The 20500-nt window shown below is 71.2% G+C and carries 16 protein-coding genes; 8 read left to right on the top strand and 8 right to left on the bottom strand.

Annotation, left to right across the window (positions count from 1 at the left end; translation table 11 throughout):
• The first annotated feature begins 5 nt into the window (after positions 1-5).
• The 3 genes from glgX to treZ are packed head-to-tail and all read left to right on the top strand — an operon-like array spanning position 6 to position 6597.
• Positions 6-2399 carry a glycogen debranching protein GlgX gene (gene glgX, locus DEJ22_RS04435; RefSeq protein ID WP_258379658.1) on the top strand — a complete coding sequence of 798 codons (2394 nt, stop codon included), beginning with the start codon at positions 6-8 and terminating at the stop codon, positions 2397-2399.
• Positions 2396-4846, top strand: coding sequence for a malto-oligosyltrehalose synthase (gene treY / locus DEJ22_RS04430; protein ID WP_111227611.1), 2451 nt, complete (start codon positions 2396-2398; stop codon positions 4844-4846). Before glgX ends, treY begins: the two co-directional genes overlap by 4 nt.
• Positions 4843-6597 (top strand): malto-oligosyltrehalose trehalohydrolase, encoded by a 1755-nt coding sequence (gene treZ, locus DEJ22_RS04425; protein WP_111227612.1) that lies wholly within the window; start codon positions 4843-4845, stop codon positions 6595-6597. The genes treY and treZ overlap by 4 nt, the downstream gene beginning before the upstream one ends.
• A gap of 117 nt (positions 6598-6714) precedes the next feature.
• Here the strand turns inward: treZ and DEJ22_RS04420 are convergent, their stop codons facing one another.
• From DEJ22_RS04420 to DEJ22_RS04405, 4 genes are all read right to left on the bottom strand, one after another.
• Positions 6715-7509: a polyprenol monophosphomannose synthase gene (locus tag DEJ22_RS04420; protein ID WP_258379659.1), complete on the bottom strand. Its 795-nt coding sequence runs from the start codon at positions 7507-7509 to the stop codon at positions 6715-6717.
• A gap of 46 nt (positions 7510-7555) precedes the next feature.
• Entirely contained in the window at positions 7556-8269 is a 714-nt protein-coding gene (locus tag DEJ22_RS04415; RefSeq protein ID WP_181430882.1) for a class F sortase, read from the bottom strand.
• Positions 8266-9417 (bottom strand): family 8 glycosyl hydrolase, encoded by a 1152-nt coding sequence (locus DEJ22_RS04410; protein WP_111227615.1) that lies wholly within the window; start codon positions 9415-9417, stop codon positions 8266-8268. Before DEJ22_RS04410 ends, DEJ22_RS04415 begins: the two co-directional genes overlap by 4 nt.
• Positions 9418-9546: 129 nt before the next feature.
• Entirely contained in the window at positions 9547-10407 is an 861-nt protein-coding gene (locus DEJ22_RS04405) for a DUF4397 domain-containing protein (RefSeq protein ID WP_111227616.1), read from the bottom strand.
• Between the two features lie 21 nt (positions 10408-10428).
• On the opposite strand from DEJ22_RS04405, the gene DEJ22_RS04400 reads away from it, so the two are divergent.
• Positions 10429-10797, top strand: a complete 369-nt coding sequence (locus DEJ22_RS04400) for a hypothetical protein (RefSeq protein WP_111227617.1) — start codon at positions 10429-10431, stop codon at positions 10795-10797.
• Here DEJ22_RS04400 and DEJ22_RS04395 read toward each other — a convergent pair.
• The 4 genes from DEJ22_RS04395 to DEJ22_RS04380 form a co-directional block, all read right to left on the bottom strand.
• Positions 10752-12740 (bottom strand): glycosyltransferase family 39 protein, encoded by a 1989-nt coding sequence (locus DEJ22_RS04395; protein WP_111227618.1) that lies wholly within the window; start codon positions 12738-12740, stop codon positions 10752-10754. The genes DEJ22_RS04400 and DEJ22_RS04395 overlap by 46 nt on opposite strands.
• The gene (locus tag DEJ22_RS04390) at positions 12737-14263 is read right to left on the bottom strand and encodes a glycosyltransferase (protein ID WP_181430884.1); all 1527 of its coding nucleotides are present in this window, start codon (positions 14261-14263) and stop codon (positions 12737-12739) included. The genes DEJ22_RS04395 and DEJ22_RS04390 overlap by 4 nt, the downstream gene beginning before the upstream one ends.
• A complete protein-coding gene (locus DEJ22_RS04385; protein WP_111227619.1) occupies positions 14260-14838 on the bottom strand; it encodes a GtrA family protein in 579 nt (192 codons plus the stop codon). The genes DEJ22_RS04390 and DEJ22_RS04385 overlap by 4 nt, the downstream gene beginning before the upstream one ends.
• A gap of 238 nt (positions 14839-15076) precedes the next feature.
• A complete protein-coding gene (locus tag DEJ22_RS04380; RefSeq protein ID WP_066652995.1) occupies positions 15077-16081 on the bottom strand; it encodes an aldo/keto reductase family protein in 1005 nt (334 codons plus the stop codon).
• 551 nt (positions 16082-16632) lie between these two features.
• On the opposite strand from DEJ22_RS04380, the gene DEJ22_RS04375 reads away from it, so the two are divergent.
• From DEJ22_RS04375 to DEJ22_RS04360, 4 genes are all read left to right on the top strand, one after another.
• Positions 16633-17577, top strand: a complete 945-nt coding sequence (locus tag DEJ22_RS04375; protein WP_111228448.1) for a hypothetical protein — start codon at positions 16633-16635, stop codon at positions 17575-17577.
• A gap of 122 nt (positions 17578-17699) precedes the next feature.
• Positions 17700-18260, top strand: coding sequence for a YceI family protein (locus DEJ22_RS04370; RefSeq protein ID WP_111228449.1), 561 nt, complete (start codon positions 17700-17702; stop codon positions 18258-18260).
• A gap of 409 nt (positions 18261-18669) precedes the next feature.
• Positions 18670-19236 carry a TIGR03086 family metal-binding protein gene (locus DEJ22_RS04365; RefSeq protein WP_111228450.1) on the top strand — a complete coding sequence of 189 codons (567 nt, stop codon included), beginning with the start codon at positions 18670-18672 and terminating at the stop codon, positions 19234-19236.
• A 257-nt stretch (positions 19237-19493) separates the two neighbouring features.
• Positions 19494-20420, top strand: coding sequence for an aldo/keto reductase (locus DEJ22_RS04360; RefSeq protein ID WP_284174817.1), 927 nt, complete (start codon positions 19494-19496; stop codon positions 20418-20420).
• Positions 20421-20500: the final 80 nt, after the last annotated feature.

The raw sequence follows: 20500 nt of genomic DNA, 5'->3' as shown, positions 1-20500 counted from the left end.
ACCGTTTGCACACCTGGCCCGGCAACCCGTACCCCCTCGGGGCGACCTACGACGGCAGCGGCACGAACTTCGCCCTGTTCAGCGAGGTCGCCGACCGCGTGGAACTGTGCCTGTTCGACGACGCGGGGAACGAGGAGTGCGTCGACCTGGTCGAGGTGGACGCCCACGTGTGGCACGCCTACCTGCCGAACGTCGCTCCGGGGCAGGAGTACGGCTTCCGCGTGCACGCCCCGTACGACCCCGAGAACGGTCTCCGCGGCAACCCGCACAAGCTGTTGCTCGACCCGTACGCCAAGGCGACCAGCGGCGACATCGACTGGGACCAGGCGCTGTTCTCGTACACGTTCGGCGACCCGGACTCCACGGACGACCAGGACTCGGCGCCGCACATGATGAAGGGCGTCGTCATCAACCCGTTCTTCGACTGGCAGGGCGACCGGGCTCCCCGGATCCCCTACGGCGAGACGGTGATCTACGAGGCGCACGTCAAGGGCCTCACCGAGACGCACCCCGACGTCCCCGAGGAGCAGCGGGGCACCTACGCCGGCGTCGCACACCCGGCCGTCATCGAACACCTCAAGCGCCTCGGCGTCACGACGCTCGAGCTCATGCCCGTGCACCAGTTCGTCAACGACTCCACGCTGCAGGAGAAGGGGCTGTCGAACTACTGGGGCTACAACACGATCGGCTTCTTCGCGCCGCACTCGCACTACTCGTCGTCCGGCGACCGCGGGCAGCAGGTGCAGGAGTTCAAGGCGATGGTCCGCGAGCTGCACCGCGCGGGCATCGAGGTGATCCTCGACGTCGTCTACAACCACACGGCCGAGGGCAACCACCTCGGGCCGACGCTGTCGTTCCGGGGCATCGACAACGCCGCCTACTACCGCCTGGTCGAGGACGACAAGCGGTACTACATGGACACCACGGGCACCGGCAACTCGCTCAACGTCGGTCACCCGCACTCGCTGCAGCTCATCATGGACTCGCTGCGGTACTGGGTCACCGAGATGCACGTCGACGGCTTCCGCTTCGACCTCGCCGCGGCCCTGGCCCGCGAGTTCTACGAGGTCGACCGGCTGGCGGCCTTCTTCGAACTGGTCCAGCAGGACCCGATCGTGTCGCAGGTCAAGCTCATCGCCGAGCCGTGGGACGTCGGTCCCGGCGGGTACCAGGTCGGCAACTTCCCGCCGCAGTGGTCCGAGTGGAACGGCAAGTACCGCGACACCGTGCGCGACTTCTGGCGTGGGGAGCCCTCGACGCTCGGCGAGTTCGCGTCGCGCATCTCCGGCTCGGCCGACCTGTACGAGCACGACGGCCGGACGCCCAAGGCGAGCATCAACTTCATCACCGCGCACGACGGCTTCACGCTGTACGACCTGGTCGCCTACAACGAGAAGCACAACGAGGCCAACGGCGAGGACAACAACGACGGCGAGAGCCACAACCGGTCGTGGAACTCCGGGGTCGAGGGGCCGACCGACGACGAGAGCGTGAACGCCCTGCGGTTGCAGCGCCGACGGAACTTCCTCGCGACGCTGCTGCTGAGCCAGGGCGTGCCGATGATCGCGCACGGCGACGAGCTCGGCCGCACCCAGCACGGCAACAACAACGTCTACGCGCAGGACTCCGCGATCAGCTGGATCGACTGGGAGCACGCGGACGACGAGCTCATCCAGTTCACGGCCGACGTGGTGAAGCTCCGCCACGACCACCCGACCTTCCGCCGCACCCGGTACTTCAACGGCCGCCCCGTGCGACGGGGCGAGGGCGAACCGCTGCCGGACGTCGTGTGGCTGACCCCCTCCGGTGACGCCATGGACCCCGAGGACTGGGACTCCGGCTTCGGCAAGAGCGTCGGCATGTACCTGAACGGCGAGGGCATCCGCGGACGCGACCGCTGGGGTGAGCGGGTCACGGACGTGGCGTTCCTGACCTACTACAACGCGCACGACGACGTCGTGACGTTCACGCTGCCGCCCGAGGAGTACTCGCCCGGGTGGACCGTGCGGATCGACACGGCCGAACCCGGCGCCCGCGACGAGGTCCTCGACGCGGGCACGCCGCTCGACGTCCCGGCGCGCTCGATGATCGTGCTGCGCGCCGAGCCCGACCACGAGGTGTCGACCACCCCCGTCGACGCCGAGGCGGAGGCATCGGGCGCGCACCACTCCACGCCCACCAACCCCGCGGGTGCCCCCGCGGCGTCGGCGGCCGACCCGGCCGAGGCCACCTCGACGGACGCGTCGTCCCCGACCGAGGCGGTCGAGGGCGGCACAGGTCAGGACGCCGACGCCTCGGTCGCAGATGCCTCGGTCCCAGATGCCTCGGTCGACGACCATCCCGACTCCGACGACCCTGCCGCAGAACCCGAACCCGACACCTCAGGAGCCACCAGGTGACCGCACGACGCGTCCCCACGTCCACCTACCGACTACAGGTCACCGCCGACTTCGACCTCGCGTCCGCCCAGGGCGTGGTCGACCACATCCGCACCCTCGGCGCGGACTGGGTCTACCTCTCCCCTGTGCTGCAGGCCGAACCCGGATCGCAGCACGGCTACGACGTCGTCGACCACTCGCACGTCGACACCGAGCGCGGTGGCGACGCCGCGCTCCGTGCCCTGGCCGAGGCCGCGCACGCGGCCGGTCTCGGCGTGCTCGTCGACATCGTGCCGAACCACGTCGGTGTCGCCACCCCCGAGGCGAACCCGTGGTGGTGGTCGCTGCTCGAGTCCGGTCAGGGTTCACCGGTCGCCTGGGCGTTCGACGTCGACTGGGAGGCCGGCGACGGTCGCGTCCTGGTCCCGGTGCTCGACGACCGCCTGCTCGACGCGGTCGAACTGCGCGACGGCAGGCTGTACGTCGGCGACACCGCGTACCCGACCGCCGAGGGGACGGTGCAGGACGGCGACGACGTCGCGACCGTGCACGCCCGACAGCACTACGAGTTCGTGCACTGGACGCGTGCGGACCGCGACCTCAACTACCGCCGCTTCTTCGCGGTGAACACCCTCGCGGCGATCCGGGTCGAGGAACCCGAGGTCTTCGCGTCCTCCCACGCCACGATCGGCGCCTGGTTCCGCGACGGCCTCGTGGACGGCCTGCGGATCGACCACCCGGACGGCCTCTACGACCCCGCCGGGTACCTGCAGGACCTGCACGAGCTGACCGGTGGCGCGTACACCCTCGTCGAGAAGATCCTCGAGCCGGGCGAGCAGCTGCCGTCCTCCTGGCCCGTCGACGGCACGACCGGGTACGACGCCCTCGCCGTGCTCGACCGGGTGCTCGTCGATCCCGCCGGCGAGGAGCCGCTCACCGCGGCGTCCGGCGCCGAGCCGACCGACTGGCAGCGACTGACGCACGACACCCGGCGCGGGATCGCGGACGGGATCCTCGGCAGCGAGGTCCGGCGCCTCGCCCGACTCCTGACCCCGGTCGCGCCGGACGTCCCCGAGGACCGCATCGTCGACGCCGTGGCCGAGATCGTCGCCTCCTTCGAGGTCTACCGCACGTACCTGCCCGAGGGCGTCCACCACCTCATCGACGCGCTCGAGCGTGCCGCAGGGACCCGACCCGACCTCGACGACGTCATCGACCGGATCGCACCCGCGCTCGTCGACCCCGGCCACGCCGCGGCCGTCCGTCTGCAGCAGACCTCGGGCATGGTGATGGCGAAGGGCGTCGAGGACACCGCGTTCTACCGCACCTCGCGCCTGACCACGCTGAGCGAGGTCGGCGCCGACCCCAGCGTCTTCGCCGTCTCCGTCGAGGCCTTCCACCAGGCGCAGCGCGACCGTCAGGGCAGCTGGCCGCACACCATGACGACGCTCACCACGCACGACACGAAGCGCAGCGAGGACACCCGTGCGCGGATCAGCGTGCTGGCCGAACTCGGCTCCGAGTGGAGCACCACGCTGGACCGCCTGCAGTCGCTGGCACCGCTGGACGACGCCGTCCTGGCCGACCTGCTCTGGCAGGCGATCGTCGGAGCCCGCCCCGCGAGCCGCGAGCGCCTGCACGCCTACGCCGAGAAGGCCTCGCGCGAGGCCGGGGACAGCACGACGTGGACCGAGCCGGACGAGGCGTTCGAGGAGCAGATGCACGCCCTGGTCGACGCGTCCTTCGACGACCGGCGGGTCGTGGCCGTGCTCGACGAGCTCGACCAGGTCGTGGACGCCGCCGGGTGGTCCAACGGCCTGGCGCAGAAGCTCGTGCAGCTCACCATGCCGGGCGTCCCCGACGTCTACCAGGGCACCGAGTTCTGGGACCGTTCGCTCGTCGACCCGGACAACCGCCGCCCGGTCGACTACGCGGAGCTGCGCCACGTCCTCGCCACGCTCGACGGCCCGGACGACGACGGCCCCGAGCGACTCCCCGCGGTCGGGCTCGACGGCGCCGCCAAGCTGCTGGTCGTCAGCCGTGCCCTCCGCCTGCGTCGCGACCACCCGGAGCTGTTCACGCGGTACCTCGGCCTCGAGGCGACGGGCAGCGCCGCCGACCACGTCCTCGCCTTCGACCGCGGCGGAGCGGTGACGGTCGCCACCCGACTGCCCGTCGGCCTCGAGCGGGTCGGCGGGTGGGGCGACACGCTCGTCCACCCGGTGCCGCTCGAGCGCGTCGACCTGCTCACCGGTCGCCGCTTCCCGGCGTCCCGCGGCATTGCGCTCGCCGAGCTGCTCGCCGACCTGCCGGTGGCCCTGCTCGTGCCGGCCGGACTCGCGGACAGCACCACCCCGAGCGACGCGGCCGCGTCGTCCGAGCACACGAAGGCCCCCGCCGCTGGGTCCGACGGCGCCGCCGTCTCCGACCAGCAGGCCGAGATCGAGATCCTGGAGGGTCACGCATGACCGTTCCCGCCCGCTACGCCGTCTGGGCGCCGAACCCGGAGCGCGTGCGCCTGGTCGTCGACGACGTCGAGTACCCGCTGACCCGCGGCGACGACGACTGGTGGAGCACCGACGAGGTGACCCCGGTCGTCGGCGCCCGCTACGGCTTCCGGATCGACGACGACGAGGACGTCCGGCCCGACCCCCGCAGCCGGTACCAGCCGGACGGGGTGCACGGCACCTCCGAGGTGGTCGACCCGGAACGGTTCGCCTGGACCGACGAGTCGTGGACCGGCCGTCCCGCCCGCGGTGCCGTCATCTACGAGATGCACATCGGCACCTACACGCCCGAGGGCACGCTCGACGCGGCCGCCGCGAAGCTCGACCACCTGGTCGAACTCGGTGTCGAGTTCGTCGAGCTCCTGCCCGTGAACGCCGTCAACGGCGAGTGGAACTGGGGGTACGACGGCGTCGGCTGGTTCGCCGTGCACCACCCCTACGGTGGACCGGACGCCTACGACCGTTTCGTCGACACCGCCCACGCGCTGGGACTCGGGGTCATCCAGGACGTCGTGTACAACCACCTCGGTCCGAGCGGCAACTACCTGCCGCTCTACGGTCCGTACCTGCTGCAGGGCCTCGGCAACACCTGGGGGGACTCGGTCAACGTCGAGCACCCCGAGGTCCGTCGGTACGTGCTCGACAACGTGCGCATGTGGTTCCGCGACCATCACGTGGACGGCCTCCGCCTCGACGCGGTGCACGCCATCCGTGACACGACGCGGCCGCACGTGTTGCAGGCGATGGCCTCCGAGACCGAGGCGTACTCGGAGTTCGTGGGGCGCCCGCTGTCGCTCATCGCCGAGTCGGACCTGAACGACCCGGTCATGTTCCGTCCGCAGGAGGCCTCCGGCTACGGCCTGACCGGACAGTGGTCGGACGACTTCCACCACGCCGTCCACGTCGCGGTCACCGGTGAGACGAACGGCTACTACGCCGACTTCGCCCCGCTGTCGGCGCTGGCCAAGGTGCTCGATCACGGCTTCTTCCACGACGGCACGTGGTCGTCCTTCCGGGGGAAGCGGCACGGTCGCCCGATCGACCGCGGGACCTCACCGGCGACGGCGCTCGTGGTGGCGAACCAGAACCACGACCAGATCGGTAACCGTGCCGCCGGCGACCGGCTCGCAGCGACGCTGGACGACGAATCGCTCGTCATCGCCGCTGCGCTGACGCTGCTCGGTCCGTTCACGCCGATGCTCTTCATGGGCGAGGAGTTCGCAGCGACGACCCCGTGGCAGTTCTTCACCTCGCACCCCGAGAAGGCACTCGGCGAGATCACGGCGAAGGGCCGCATCGCCGAGTTCGCCGAGCACGGCTGGGACGAGTCGGTCGTGCCCGATCCGCAGGACCCGTCGACGTTCGCGAACTCGAAGCTCGACTGGGCCGATGTGACCTCGGAGCGGGGTGCGCGGATCCTGCGTGCCTACCGGGTGCTCGTCGCACTGCGTCGCACCGAGCAGGCCTTCGTCGACCACCGCTACGAGGCGAACGCCGTGCGGTTCGACGAGGACGACCGCTGGCTCGTGCTCACGCGGGGCCTGCTCGGCCCGGACGCAGCGCCGGTCCACGTCGTGGTGAACTTCGCCGACGACGCGGCCGAGGTCGCCGTGCCGGACGCCACCGGCGAGGAGCTCTACCGCTTCGGCGAGGCGACCGTCGAGGCCGGCGTCGTCCGGTTCGCGTCCCGCGGCGTGGTCGTCCTGCGCTGACGGACGTCCTCGCGACCGATCCGTCGATGCGACAGTCCCCCGTGGAACTCCCACGGGGGACTGTCGCGTTCGCGGGCCGGATCGACGCAGAGCGCGACCGGGCACAGCGCAGCTCGGCTAGGCCGACTGGTCTCCCACGGCGTGCGCGTTCTTGCGGACCGAGGGCAGACGGCGGTGGTCCTTCACGAGGGAGCGGAGGTCACGCAGTCGACGGTCGACGCCCCACTTCGTGACCAGGGTCAGGCTCTCGCGGACGATGTTGCCGCTCATCTTCGAGACACCGAACTCGCGCTCCGTGAACGTGATGGGCGTCTCGACGACCCGGAGTCCGGCCTCGAGGGCGCGCCAGCACAGGTCGACCTGGAAGCAGTAGCCCTTGGACGCGACCCCGGCGAGGTCGATCCGCTCGAAGGCCTCGGACGTGAAGACACGGAAGCCACCGGTCGCGTCTCGGACGGCGATGCCGAGGGCCAAGCGCGTGTAGAGGTTGCCGCCGCGCGACAGCAGCTCGCGGTACCACGGCCAGTTCTCGACCTCGCCGCCCTTGATCCAGCGGGAGCCGAGCACGAGGTCGTTGGAGTCGGCCAGCTGGAGCATCCACGGCAGGTACTCCGGGTGGTGCGAGCCGTCGGCGTCCATCTCGACGAGCTTGTCGTAGCCGTGCTCGAGACCCCAGGCGAAGCCGGCGAGGTACGCGCCGCCGAGGCCGTCCTTGACCGTTCGGTGCATCACGTGGACCCGGTCGGTCTCACGGGCGATCGCGTCGGCGATGTCACCGGTACCGTCCGGTGAGTTGTCGTCCACGACGAGGACGTGGACGCTGTCGTCGGTGGCAGCCAGGGTGCGGGCGACGATCGGGCGGACGTTCTCCGCCTCGTCGTAGGTCGGGATGATGACCAGGGACGTGCTCATGGTGCTCCTTGTGCTTCGCATCGAAGGGTATCGGGTCGCTCCTGCGTCAGTCCGACGAGAGGTCTGCGAACACGATCAGATTGTCTGTGTAGTGCCCGGTGGCGGTGTCGAACGTGCCGTCGCAGGTGATCAGCCGGAGCTGCGGTGTGGGCGCACTGCCGTAGACGTCGCTCGTCGGGAACGCCGACTTCGCGGCGCGCTCCGAGCGCTCGACCGTGAAGGTCCTGGTGCTGCCGTCGGACATGTCGACGTGCACCTCGTCACCGGCCACGAGTTCGTCGAGGCGGAAGAACACCGCGGCGCTCGTGGGGCTGTCGACGTGACCGGCGATGACGGCCGGTCCCACCTGCCCCGGCACGATGCCGTCGGCGAACCACCCGGCGCTGTCCCAGTCCTTCGGCGGGTCGAGCTCCCCCGCGGCACCGCGGCCGAGGTCCTCGAGACCGGAGGACACCCCGATCGCCGGGATCTCCACCCGTACCGGTGTCGCCGTCGAGCGGGTCGCCGGGGCTGCCGGGTCCTGGAACCCCGACGTGTCACCGGCCCCGGAGCCGTTCGCCGCCGCACCCGGGTCGGTCGTCGCGGACGCACCGCTGCTCGCCGCGGATCGCGGCACACCGCCGTCGTTCCCCGTGGTCGCGACGGCCACCCCGGCGATGCCGCCGCCGACCAGCGCCGCCGCGAGCACCCCGCCGACGACCGCGCCACGGCGGCCGGACCACCAGCGGGTCGGTCCGGTCGCGGCTCGGCGCCCGGTCACGAGGCACCTCCTGCGTCGGTCGCGCAGCCACCGAGGACGTCCGACGTGAGCATGGTCGCGCCGAGCGCCGCCCACGCGTCGCCGTAGTAGGTCGGCGTGGTCGCCGCCGTCCGGTCCATCCGGCGCAGGTCGGCGGCGGCGGCCGAGGACGACCCAGCAGCGTGCTCCGCGGCTGCGCGGGCCGCGTAGGCCAGCCCACTCGTGTCCCCGGTCACGGCCGTCCCGCCGAGGTCGAGCTGCGCCGCAAGCTGCGTGCTCCGCGCGAGGGTCGGCGCGACGGAGCCGGCGAGCGCACGGTCGTCCGCGGAGCAGGCCTCGGCGTAGCGCAGCGGCAGGCGCATGGCCTCCCACCCGTAGACGACGCTCCCCTGGTCGCCCGTCGCCGGCATCGGGTCGACGGAGCCGTCCGCATGCACCTGCGACCAGTCGCTCGGCAGGTCGCTCTCGTCGAGCACGGCGGCGGTCGCGGCCGACGAACCCCGCTCGAGCTCGGTCCACCGCCGGTCACCCGTGGCCCGCTCGAGGATCCGGAACGCAGCAGGCGACGCGTACGAGGCGTTGTACCGGTACGGCTCGCTGTCCGCCCACGGGCCGGGCAGCAGGATCGTGCCGAGGTCGGTCGTCGCGGTCTCGTGCTCGAGGATCGCGGACGCCACGGCCTTGCCGGCCGCCGTGTACCGCTCGTCGTCCCAACGCTCCCCCGCGAGCACGAGGGCCCGGGCGGCGTCGAGGTCGGCGTCGCTCGCGGACTGCTCGTCGGCGACCCCGTCCTCCGGCGTCCACCGCCAGGCGAGCAGGTCGTCGTCGGTGAGCAGGTGCCGCTTCGTCCACGACCAGATCTCGCCGAAGGTCTTCCGGTCGTCGCTGGCGTACGCGATGAGCAGGCCGTAGGCCTGACCCTCGCTGACGGTGTCGCCGCCCTGGTCGGTGCGGACGACGCGACCGTCCTGCACGTAGTCGTCGAGGAAGTCCGTGCGGAGCTGCGCCGCGCTGCGGTCGACGTCCGGAGCTGGCGACGAGGTCGCGCTCGAGGTGGCACCCGTCAGCGGAGCGCGGTCGCTCCAGGGGCGGACTGCGACGAGGGCGACGCCCACGGCGACGACGAGCGCCGCCGCGGCGGTGATGGGGATCCAGGTCCTGCGGGTCATGCCGGCACCTCTTCCGGGTGGTCGGGGACGGTCGGACGGGAGGCGCGGACCACGTGGGCGGACCGGCTGCGGTGATCCGCGCCTCCAGGCCGGGCCCGACGGGTCACGCGACCCGTCGGCGGCCGTCGGTCAGCGGAACAGCGAGCGGAACGCCGCGACGACCGCGTGCGTGAACTCGGTGAACGGGCGGTCGGCGGCTGCGCCGCCGCCACCGGTCTGGACGCCGCCGGCCGGGGTCGCTGCCGTGGCGGCCGCGTCGGTGACCGGGACGACGGTCAGGTCGCCCTTGCTGTCGTCGAGCACGAAGAGCGTCGAGACGGTGTTGCCGGCCAGGTCGACGTCGGCCGTACCGCGCTGACCGCTGCCGGAGACGTCGAGCGACCACTTGCCGGCGCCGACCGTGGCGTACTGCGTCGCGGTGCCGAAGGCGGCGTCCTCGGCGATGGCGGTGCCGTCGGTGGTGCTGACGTCGACCTCCTTCGCAGTGGTCGCTGCCTGCACGAGCCGGAGCTTCGCCTTGCCGTCGCCGGGCTGCTGCAGGTCGTCGGTGAACGCCGTGGTCTTCAGGTCGTCGTTCTTTCCGTAGGCGACGACGGTGTTCGCGTTGCCCTGCTGGACCTGGACGTCGGTCGAGATCACGGGGGTGGAGTCCGGCGCGTCGGCGGCCCGCATCGAGAGGACGTAGGTACCGACCGGGAGCTCCTGGTACGGGCTCACCTGGCCGTACGTGACGTCGTCGAGCTCGAAGACCTTCTTGCCGCCGGACAGGCTGGTCAGTTCGACGTCGACGCCCTTCGTGTCCGGGGAGAGGTGGCCGACGCGGAGCCAGCCCTCGTCGGTGCCGGTCGCGGCCGAGGCGGTCTGCGGTGCGGCGAGACCGACGGTCGCGGCGACGAGGACTGCTGCGATGCCGCCGACGACGACCGGACGGCGGGACGTGCGGCGCACGGGAGTGCGTGCGGAGGTCAGGGCGGAGGTGCGTGCGTGCATCGTGGGGCTCCTTCGGTTCGCGTGGTGCTGGTGCTGGTGCTGGTGGTGGTGGTGCTGGTGCTGGTGCTGGTGCTGGTCGTGATGTCTCGCGAGCGGGCGCTTCCTGCTCACTCCCGGCGGTCCTGCCGCCGGTTCCGTCCGCTCGCGGTCGAGCGGTGGTCCACAGCCCTCGCCCTTCCGCGAGCGGGCGGATCCTGCTCACTCCCGGCGGTCCTGCTGCCGGTTTCGCCCGCTCGCGGGCAACCGCGCTGCTGGTGCCCGGTCACCCCGTGCGAGCGGGCGGTTCCTGCTCGGGACGGCATCCCGCGCTACCGGTTCCGCCCGCTCGCGGAGGTGAGGGCGTATCAGGACGCGCTCGTCGGCGTCGTCGTCGGATCGGCGGGCGCGTAGGTCACCGTCAGCCGCTCCCCGTCCCGCTCGAGGTCGGTCGGGCGGAGTCCGTCGCTCATGGCCTCGAACGTGGCGGCGGCCCGAGCAGCTTCCGCCCGGTCGCCGGTGTGCAGGACGACGCGTCGGAAGGGCTGCCCCGTCTCGCCGGTCAACGGGGTGAACCGGTCGACCGACACGGACTGGTCGGCGAGCACCTGCCCGAGGGCGAGCACGGCGCGTGCATCGACCTGGCCGGCCCGGAACTGGGACTTCGTCTCGGCGTCGGCCCGGAGCGCGGGGTTCTGCGCGAGCTCGGTGCCGATCGTCTTCCGCCCGTTCGTCGCAGCGGTGATGGCTCGGTCCGCCGACGCCTCGCCCTCGGCGTGGATGCGGCGGACGTCGACCTGCTGGTCGCCGGTGCCGAACGTCGCCACGCTCGTCGAGTTCCGGATGGCCTGGGTGACGTCCTGCGAGGAGTTCCCGCCGGTGCGCATCGAGTCCGTCGTGACGACGTAGTCCGAGTCCTTCCACCCGTTCGGCGACTGGCGTTGCACGGCGGCGTCGGTGTCGAGCTTGTAGTACCAGATCACGTTGTTGCGGGCGTACCCGTCACGGACGAGGTCGACCCACATGGCGTCGTCCACGAGCAGGCGAGAGGACTTCGGGACGTTGTCGCCGACCCACCGCTCGGCCTGCTGCATCGGAAGGTCGAGGTTCGCGACGAGGAAGCCGCGGAGCTGCGTCCCCCACAGCGGCACGGCCACCACGAGCGCAGTGGCGGTGACGACGGCCCACGTGGCGCCGAGGATGCGGCGGGCGAACCCACGGACGCGCGGCCGAGCGTTGCTGCGCGTCCGGCCGGCCAGTGCCAGGACCGCCCGTTCTGCCGTGTACGCGACGAGCAGCGCCGCGAAGGGCACGAGCATGATCACGTACGGCACGGGCAGGTAGCCGTTCGGGCGGAACATCATCGCGAGCAGGAAGACGAGCATCGCGGCGATCGGGCGGACACGGCGCAGGAAGAGCCCGACGACCGCGGCGACCGAGCCGAGCACGATGAACACGGGGTCGAGCGCCCACCACTGCGCGGCGGCCTGGTTTGCGAGGCTCCCGACGTCGAAGATCGACCCGGAGGCAGTGCGCGATCCGAGCTGGTACGTGATGCCCTCGAACAGGCTGACCCGACCGGTACCCGGCAGGAGCTCGCCCTTCACCGCAGCGAGCAGCAGGTAGCCGCCGCCGATGACGACGAGCACGGCTCCGGCGACGCTGAGCGTGTAGCGCCGGGTGCTCCTGTCGGCGCGACGGACCGCGATCCAGATCAGGAACGGCAGCGCCAGCAGGTACGTCTCCTTGGAGAGCACCGCGATGCCGAGGCAGGCAGCGGCACCGGCGAACCCGGCGAGCTGCTGCCGGCGGCTGAGCACGAGCACGAACGCGGCGAGGAGCCACGGGGTCGCGACGTTGTCGATGTAGACCGTGCGGTGGTACTGCAGGGCCAACGGCGAGAGGGCGAAGACGAGCCCCGCCACGGCCGCCGTCGCACGACCTGCGCCCAGTCGGCGCGCGAGCACGAAGAGCAGCAGGCTCGAGACGGCGGCGAAGAAGACCATCGCCTCACGGGCGGCCTCGACGGCGAACGGGTAGCGCGCGAACGCCCCGGTCAGCGACGTGTACGCCGCGATCTGGATCCACCCGAGCGGCGGGTGGTCGTACCAGTACGTGTAGTGGGTGATCTCGCCGAGGTTCGCGATCGCCCATGCCTGGGCCGTGTAGGTCCCCTCGTCGTCGATTCGCTGCGGGGTGCCGGACATGTTCCAGGCCTGCACCACGACGGTGACGGCGAGGACGGGCAGCAGCCAGCCGAGGCTCGCCGCGTGGACGCGGAACCAGCCGCGCACGCCGGACAGGGAACCGGTGCCGCGGACGGGGATCCCGGTGGTGTGGGTGAGGCTGGCGGTCATCGGGCACCTCCGGTGGTCGAGCCGGCGAGCTCACGCTCCGACGAAGACGAAGGCGACGAGGACGACGACGACGCAGCCGACGAGCTCGTCAGCTCGGATGCGAACCCGACCACCTCGGAGTGGCTGCCGCCGGTGCGGTGCTGCCCGGTGTGCTCGGTCTTCTCCCACCCGTTCTGCCCCTTGACGTGGCGGACGACGGCACGGACGGCCGCTGCGGCAAGGAACACCTGGTAGGGCACAAGGCCGAGCACGAGCTTCACGTAGTCGCGGATGCGGACCTTCTCCTTGTAGATGCGGCCGAACTCGTTGAGCCCGACGACCTCGACGGCGAGGAGCATGAGCGTCGGCGCCACCGGGATGAACGAGACGAGCGCGACCGGGGTCGGCACCTTGACGAACAGGATCATCAGGACGCTGAGCGGGATCAGCAGACCGGTCGCCGCCTGGATGAACGGCATCGTCAGCATGTAGCGGGCGAAGAAGCGCTGCCGGAAGGACGGCAGCTTCTTCCACTCCCCCTTGCCGAGGACCTGCAGGAAGCCCTGGTTCCACCGTGTCCGCTGCTTGAGCAGGGACGCGAAGGTGGGCGGGGTCTCCTCGCGGGTGACCGCCTCGGGGCTGTAGGCCACGACGACCTTCGCCCCGTCGGCGGACAGCCGGACGCCGAGCTCGCAGTCCTCGGCGAGGCAGTGCGCGTCCCAGCCGTTCGACCACTCGAGCCGCTCCTTCGTCACGAAGACGGTGTTGCCGCCGAGCGGGATGAACTTCGAGCCGGCGTGGAAGTGCAGGCGCGAGCGGAACCAGAAGTAGTACTCGAGCACGTTGCGCAGCGACCACCAGCTCGACTTGAAGTTCATCAGCTGCACGCCGCCCTGCACGACGTCGGCGCCCGTCTCCTGGAAGCGCGAGTCGACGAGCGACAGGAGCTTCGGGTACACCTCGTCCTCGGCGTCGAACACCCCGACGACGTCGCCGGTGGCGTACTGCAGCGCGAGGTTCATCGCCTTCGGCTTGTTCTTCGGCGCGGTGTCGTCGACGACCACCCGGATGAGCTCCGGGTGACGGGCGGCGGCGGCGCGGACGACCGCGTCGGTCTCCGGGTCGTCCTCACCGACGATCGCGATGATCTCGAAGTCCGGGTGGTCCTGCTTCGCGAGCATGTCGAGCGTCTCACCCATCACGTCCTGCTCGTGCCGGCCGGGCACCAGCAGGGTGAAGCGGTGGGCCGCCGGCAGCGGCGTCTGGCTGAAGCTCGTCGACTTCAGCGCGTCGCGCGAACGCCACGCGTGCAGCATCCACCACAGCGTCGTGAGCGCGATCACCGTGAGCAGCACGGAGACGGCGATGAGCGCGGAGTACCCGATCCACTCGCCCAGCGACCAGGCGACCTGCGGGGCCTGCCCCGAGCCTCCCGTCGGGACGTCCGTGGTCCCGCGGTTCGGGAGGTTCCCGGCGGGCCCGGTCCCCTCGTTCGGCTGCAGCAGCGGCCCGGCGGCCGTCAGCAGCGTGGCGGTGATGGTCATGCGGCGTGCTCCTTCGCGTGAGCGTCGGTGGAACGGAAGACGAGGGCCTTGTACGCGACGAACCGGAAGGCGGTGCCGAGGACGAGACCCACCCCGTTGCCGGCGACGTTGTCGGCGAGGGTCGAGGTGAAGCCGAGGACGTAGTGCGAGACGAACAGGCAGGCCGCGGCGATGCCGAGACCGATGACGTTCGTGACGGCGAAGAGGAGTCCCTCGCGGAGGGTCTCCTTCCGGCCGACCTGCCGCTGCGAGCGGAACGTGATGGAGCGGTTCGCGAGCCACGCGACCGCGGTGGCGACGACGGCGGAGGCGATCTTCGCGGCGATCGGGCCGTCGGGCAGGACGGTCGCGCGCAGCAGGTTGTAGGCCCCGAGGTCGATGAGGAAGCAGATCGCTCCGATGGTGCCGAAGGATGCGAGCTGCGTCACCGTGGCGCGGAGCCGCGGGACGAGGGCCGGCCGTGCGACGGGCGCCGCAGGGCCGCCGGTCGCCGCTGGGTGGGCGGCTGACGCGGCGAGGCTCGGCACCGGGCCGGTGCCGGGTGGCACCAGAACGGGGGTGTCGGTTCGGGTCATGCCCCCTCTTCGGGGGCGTGCGACGGGGCGGTTTGGTCGGGGTACAGGCTCTGCCAGGACCCTGCCAGTTCCACGACACGTGCTGTTCACCAGTGAACATCTGTCAACGTTTGGGCCGGTCAGGGGGCAGAACGACCGTCCGTCCGGACGGTCACCGTGGCTGTGTGCTTGCTGGACGACGGACGGGAGGCACGGCGCCAGCTGGCACCGTGCCTCCCGTCCGTCGGTCGGTCGCAGGTTACGCGGGGCGCTGCTCCGGGCTGACCGTCTTGCTGGCGTCGCGCTCCGGGATGTCCCCGAGGGCCTCGTCGATGGCGGCGAGCGCGTCGGCGTCGAGCGTGACGCCCGCGGCCTTCACGTTGTCGGTGACCTGCTCGGGGCGGGACGCGCCGACGATCGCGGAGGCGACGTTCGGGTTCTGCAGCGTCCACGCGATCGCGAGCTGGGCGAGCGTCAGGCCGGCCTGATCGGCGACGGGCTGCAGGCGCTGCACGGCCTCGAGGACCTCGTCGCGCATGAACCGCTTGATCATGTCCGCGCCGCCCTTCTCGTCCGTGGCGCGGGAGCCCTCGGGGGCCGGCTGGCCCGGCTTGTACTTACCGGTGAGGACGCCCTGGGCGATCGGCGACCAGACGATCTGGCTGAGGCCGAGCTGCTTCGAGGCGGGGACGACCTCGCCCTCGATGACACGCCACAGCATCGAGTACTGCGGCTGGTTCGAGATGAGCTGGAAGCCGAGCTCCTTCGCCAGTGCGGCACCGGCGCGGATCTGCTCCGCGTTCCACTCGCTGACACCGATGTACAGCGCCTTGCCCTGGCGGACGACGTCGGCGAAGGCCTGCATCGTCTCCTCGAGCGGGGTCTCGTGGTCGTAGCGGTGGGCCTGGTAGAGGTCGACGTAGTCGGTCTGGAGGCGCTCGAGCGAGCCGTCGATCGACTCCATGATGTGCTTGCGGGAGAGGCCGACGTCGTTGTGCCCCTTCGGACCGGTCGGCCAGTAGACCTTCGTGAAGATCTCGAGCGACTGGCGGCGCTCGGCCTTGAGCGCTTCGCCGAGGACCGTCTCCGCCGCGGTGTTCGCGTACGTGTCGGCGGTGTCGAACGTGGTGATGCCGGCGTCGAGCGCTGCCCGGACGCACTGGGTGGCGACGTCGTTCTCGACCTGCGAGCCGTGCGTCAGCCAGTTGCCGTAGGTGATCTCGGAGATCTTGAGTCCGGAGTTGCCCAGGTACCTGAATTCCATGGTGCTGACGCTAGTGGAGTGAGCGCTCTCGTGAGGGGGCGTGGGAGTACCTGGCGGGGTGGGCGGGGTGCGCTCGCGAGGGGCGGCCCCGGACCGCTCCGCATCTCGCCCGGCCGGCGAGACCCGCACCACCCAGGGCACGAGGACGCCGGGAGGTGGCTCCCGCACCGTGCACGCGAGCGGGCGGAGTACGTGGGGACGCGCCTCCCGTCCGATGCGTGTCCGCCCGCTCGGGCCCCCGCGGGCTGCGGAACGAGTCCGCTCGGCCGGGCAGTTCGAACGGCCGGGATGCGCGCATGCTGCGGACGCGGCGTCCGAACGGGCGCGACGTCCGAACGGGCGAGATGCGCGCATGCTACGGCCACGGAGCCCGAACGGGCTGAAGCGGAGGCGCGAGCGTCCCAGACCGGTGCGGTTCCGCCCGATCGCGCCACGGCTCACGACACGACGGCTCGCCCTCCGCTCCTCCACACCGGCCCGCGTCAGCCCGCCCTCCACAAGCCCGCCACGAGGACCACGAGGCTGCAGCACACCGTGCCACGCTCCCCGTCATGGACCTCGCAGACCACTTCCCAGCAGCACTCTGCGGACGCCCCTTCCGCGTTCGCGAGGCACTGCACCGCGGAGTCTCCGCAGCCCGCCTCCGCTCGCGACACCTCTTCCGCCCGTTCCACGGCACACGATGCTGGTCGCCGCCGACCGACCACGCCGAACGCGCCCGCGCCCTCGCCCCACGCCTCCGCGCCGACCAGGCCTTCAGCCACACCACGGCCGCCCACCTGCTCGGCATCCCCCTGCCCCTGCGACTCGAGCGCGACCACCGGATCCACGTCGCGACGATCGGGACGGACCAGGCGCTCCGGGTCCGCGGCACGGTCGGGCACCGTGTCAAGGCTGGACGCGCCCACGTGGTGTTCTCCGGCACAGCGAGGGTCGTCGACCCCGCGCACACCTTCGTCATGCTCGCGAGGATCCTGACGTTGGACGAGCTCGTCGTCGCCGGTGACGCCCTCGTCGGGTGGCTGAACTGGTGCACGGTCGCCGAGCTCGCAGCCGCCGTTCGCAGACACCGCGGAGCTCGGGGCATCCGCAAGGCCCGTGCCGCGCTCGCCGAGGTCCGGGCCGGCTCGAGGAGTCCCGGCGAGACCCGACTGCGTCTGACGCTGGTGCGACGGGGCCTCCCGCAACCGGAGCTCAACCACGACGTCGTGGTCGACGGTCGCTGGGTCGCTTGCGTCGATCTGGCATACCCGACCGCCCGCGTCGCGATCGAGTACGAGAGCGACCTCCACCGCACGGACGCACGGACGTTCCGCAAGGACCTCACGCGCGGCGAGCACCTCAAGGACGTCGACTGGTGGCTCGTCCGTGCGACGGCAGACGACGTCGGTCCGCTCGCCGATCAGTTCGTCCGGCGCGTTCGACGCCTGCTCGCGACCGGCACGGCCGGGAGGCACGACTCCCGCCCCCGAGATCACCTTGCGACGTTCTCGTGAACTTTGGTTGACGCTTCAACCAAACGGGTGCAGAATGGGTTACCATCGGATCGATGCAGGCGCATGTAATTTTCTTGCGCCTGGTCGGGAACCGCAGACCAATGCTCTCGTAAGGAGTCACCATGACGCTCACCGCTTCCGCCATCCCCGGCTACCAGACCGGCACCTGGAAGATCGACCCGACGCACTCCGAGGTCACCTTCTCGGTCCGCCACCTCGCGATCAGCAAGGTCAAGGGCTCGTTCGAGCGCTTCGACGCGACGCTCGTCACCGCCGAGAACCCGCTCGACTCGACCCTCGAGGCCTCGATCGACGTCGCCAGCATCAACACCAACCAGGCGCAGCGCGACCAGCACCTCGCCACCGGTGACTTCTTCCTCACCGAGGAGCACCCGCAGATGGTCTTCAAGTCGACCGGCATCCGCGAGGACGGCGACGACATGCTCATCGACGGCACCCTCACCCTGCGCGGTGTGACCAAGGACGTCACGCTGAAGACCGAGTTCGGTGGCGTCACCACCGACGGCTACGGCCAGGTCAAGCTCGGTGCCGAGGCGACCACGAAGATCGACCGCACCGAGTTCGGCGTGAACTGGAACGCTGCGCTCGAGGCCGGTGGCTTCACCCTGGGCAACGACGTCACGATCAACCTCGACGTGCAGTTCGTCCTCCAGGCGGCCTGACCCTCCGCATCCCTCGAACCACGGTCACCCGCCCCGCAGCACTGCGGTGCCGGTGACCGGGGGCACCGAACACGCGCACCTGCAGTACCCGGCGAACGGCCCGGCTCCTCCCCCACGGAGCCGGGCCGTTCGGCGTCTCACCCCCGGCGCCCCCTCCCTCCTCCTGTCGACGCCGAGCGGGCGGAATCAGCGGCGTCCGTGGTCTTCCCGGCGCTGTTTCCGCCCACTCGCAGCCAGCGAGCGAGACCGCGGGGCACCCCGTCCCGTCCCGTCCCGGAACCGCCGCGACACCCGCCCTCGCTGCCCGACCGCGAGCGGGCGTAGCGTGTCGTCTGCCCGGAGCGCGGGAATCGCCCGCTCGCGGGGCCCGTTGCACCCGGCACCCGCCCTGACGAAGAGGAGCACCACCATGGCCACCGACTGGATCGCGCTGCAGTCCCTCGCCGCAGCCGAGTTCGGCCGCCGCGTCGCCGCCGTGACCGACTGGGACGCCCCCACTCCGGACTCCGAGTGGACCACCCGTGACCTGGTCACGCACGTCATCGACGAGCAGCGGTGGATCCCGAAGCTGCTCACCGGATGCGACTACGCGCAGGCGGAGGCCGACCTCGAGCCGATCGGGCACGATCTCGCCGCCGAGTGGGCGAAGTTCGCCGCCGAAGCCACGGAAGCCTGGCGCATCTCGCCCGCTGACACACCCGTGCACCTGAGCACCGACGTGGTCCGAGCCGAGGAGTACCTCACCGAGCAGACGAGCGACATCACCATCCACACGTGGGACCTCGCCCGGGCAACCGGCACGGACGAATCGCTCCCCGCCGAACTCGTGCAGGCCGTCTGGGAGTACTTCGAGCCGCAGATCGAGGACCTCGCGGCGACCGGGCTCTACGCCGCTCCCGTGCAGGTCGACGACGACGCCCCGCTGCAGGTCCGCCTGCTCGCCGTCACAGGACGCGATGCCAGGGTGAACGCATGACCGCAGAACCAGCCCGCTCGATCCCGGCGGGCGAAACCGCCGCGGAAACCACCACGGACGCAGCACACAACGCCCCCTCGACCCCGGCGGGCGAAACCGCCGCGGAAACCACCACGGACGCAGCAGACAACGCCCGCTCGGCCCGAGCGGGCGAAGACACCGCCGGAGCCGGAGACGCCGCCACCGGCAACGCTGCGGCCGTCAGCACCACCCGCCTCGGGGCGTCCGGCCTCGAGATCAGCCGCGTCGTCCTCGGGATGATGTCCTACGGCAAGCCGGACCAGGGCGCCCACGCCTGGAGCGTCGACATCGACGAGGCCCGCCCCTTCGTCCGTCGGGCCTTCGAGGCCGGCATCACCTCCTTCGACACCGCGAACGTGTACTCCGCCGGCTCGAGCGAGGAGATCACCGGGCAGCTCCTCAAGGAGATCGCCCCGCGCGAGGCGGTCCAGGTCTTCACCAAGGTCTTCAACCGCATGCGCCCCGGCCCCAACGGCGCCGGACTCTCCCGTGCGGCGATCATGCACGAGATCGACGCCTCGCTGACCCGCCTCGGTACCGACTACGTCGACTTGTACCAGATCCACCGCTTCGATCCGCACACGCCAATCGAGGAGACCATGGAGGCCCTCCACGACGTCGTCAAGGCCGGCAAGGCGCGCTACATCGGCGCGAGCAGCATGTGGACGTGGCAGTTCGCACAGATGCAGCACACCGCCGAGCTGCACGGCTGGACGACCTTCGTCAGCATGCAGGACCAGTACAACCTCCTCGAACGTGAGGAGGAGCGCGAGATGCACCCGTTCGCACAGGCGACGGGTGTCGGCGTGATCCCGTGGAGCCCACTCGCCCGCGGCAAGGTCACCCGCCCGTGGGATGCCCAGGGATCGGGCAGCCGTGCTGATACCGACGAATTCGGCAAGACGCTCTACCGGCAGGACGAGCAGGCCAACCGCGCGATCGTCGACGCCGTGCAGCAGGTCGCCGAGGCCAGGGGCGCGAGCATGGCGCAGGTGGCCCTCGCGTGGGTCGCCGGGAAGCCCGCGGTCAGCGCCCCGATCATCGGCGCGACCAAGGAGCACCACATCGACGACGCGGTCGCTGCCGCCGGGATCGAGCTCACCGACGACGAGGTGTCGCGGCTCGAGTCCGCCTACACTCCGCGCGTGCCGTCCGGTTTCTGACGCGACCACGGGACGGACGGGAGGCGCGGTGCCGGCTGGCACCGCGCCTCCCGTCCGTCCCGTGGTCACGTCACGTCACG

Source organism: Curtobacterium sp. MCSS17_007 (assembly GCF_003234175.2).
In the GTDB taxonomy this organism is placed as follows: Bacteria; Actinomycetota; Actinomycetes; order Actinomycetales; family Microbacteriaceae; genus Curtobacterium.
The sequence above is the reverse complement of the archived record's forward strand: the minus strand, read 5'-3'. Positions and strand labels throughout refer to the sequence as shown.

What these genes read in the sequence shown, in the direction of transcription:
- DEJ22_RS04395 (WP_111227618.1), bottom strand. Translation starts at nt 12,740, where the DNA reads ATGACCGCCAGCCTCACCCACACCACCGGGATCCCCGTCCGCGGCACC.
- treZ (WP_111227612.1), top strand. Translation starts at nt 4,843, where the DNA reads ATGACCGTTCCCGCCCGCTACGCCGTCTGGGCGCCGAACCCGGAGCGC.
- DEJ22_RS04365 (WP_111228450.1), top strand. Translation starts at nt 18,670, where the DNA reads ATGGCCACCGACTGGATCGCGCTGCAGTCCCTCGCCGCAGCCGAGTTC.
- DEJ22_RS04370 (WP_111228449.1), top strand. Translation starts at nt 17,700, where the DNA reads ATGACGCTCACCGCTTCCGCCATCCCCGGCTACCAGACCGGCACCTGG.
- DEJ22_RS04390 (WP_181430884.1), bottom strand. Translation starts at nt 14,263, where the DNA reads ATGACCATCACCGCCACGCTGCTGACGGCCGCCGGGCCGCTGCTGCAG.
- DEJ22_RS04385 (WP_111227619.1), bottom strand. Translation starts at nt 14,838, where the DNA reads ATGACCCGAACCGACACCCCCGTTCTGGTGCCACCCGGCACCGGCCCG.
- DEJ22_RS04420 (WP_258379659.1), bottom strand. Translation starts at nt 7,509, where the DNA reads ATGAGCACGTCCCTGGTCATCATCCCGACCTACGACGAGGCGGAGAAC.
- DEJ22_RS04380 (WP_066652995.1), bottom strand. Translation starts at nt 16,081, where the DNA reads ATGGAATTCAGGTACCTGGGCAACTCCGGACTCAAGATCTCCGAGATC.
- DEJ22_RS04410 (WP_111227615.1), bottom strand. Translation starts at nt 9,417, where the DNA reads ATGACCCGCAGGACCTGGATCCCCATCACCGCCGCGGCGGCGCTCGTC.
- DEJ22_RS04405 (WP_111227616.1), bottom strand. Translation starts at nt 10,407, where the DNA reads ATGCACGCACGCACCTCCGCCCTGACCTCCGCACGCACTCCCGTGCGC.
- DEJ22_RS04360 (WP_284174817.1), top strand. Translation starts at nt 19,494, where the DNA reads ATGATGTCCTACGGCAAGCCGGACCAGGGCGCCCACGCCTGGAGCGTC.
- DEJ22_RS04375 (WP_111228448.1), top strand. Translation starts at nt 16,633, where the DNA reads ATGGACCTCGCAGACCACTTCCCAGCAGCACTCTGCGGACGCCCCTTC.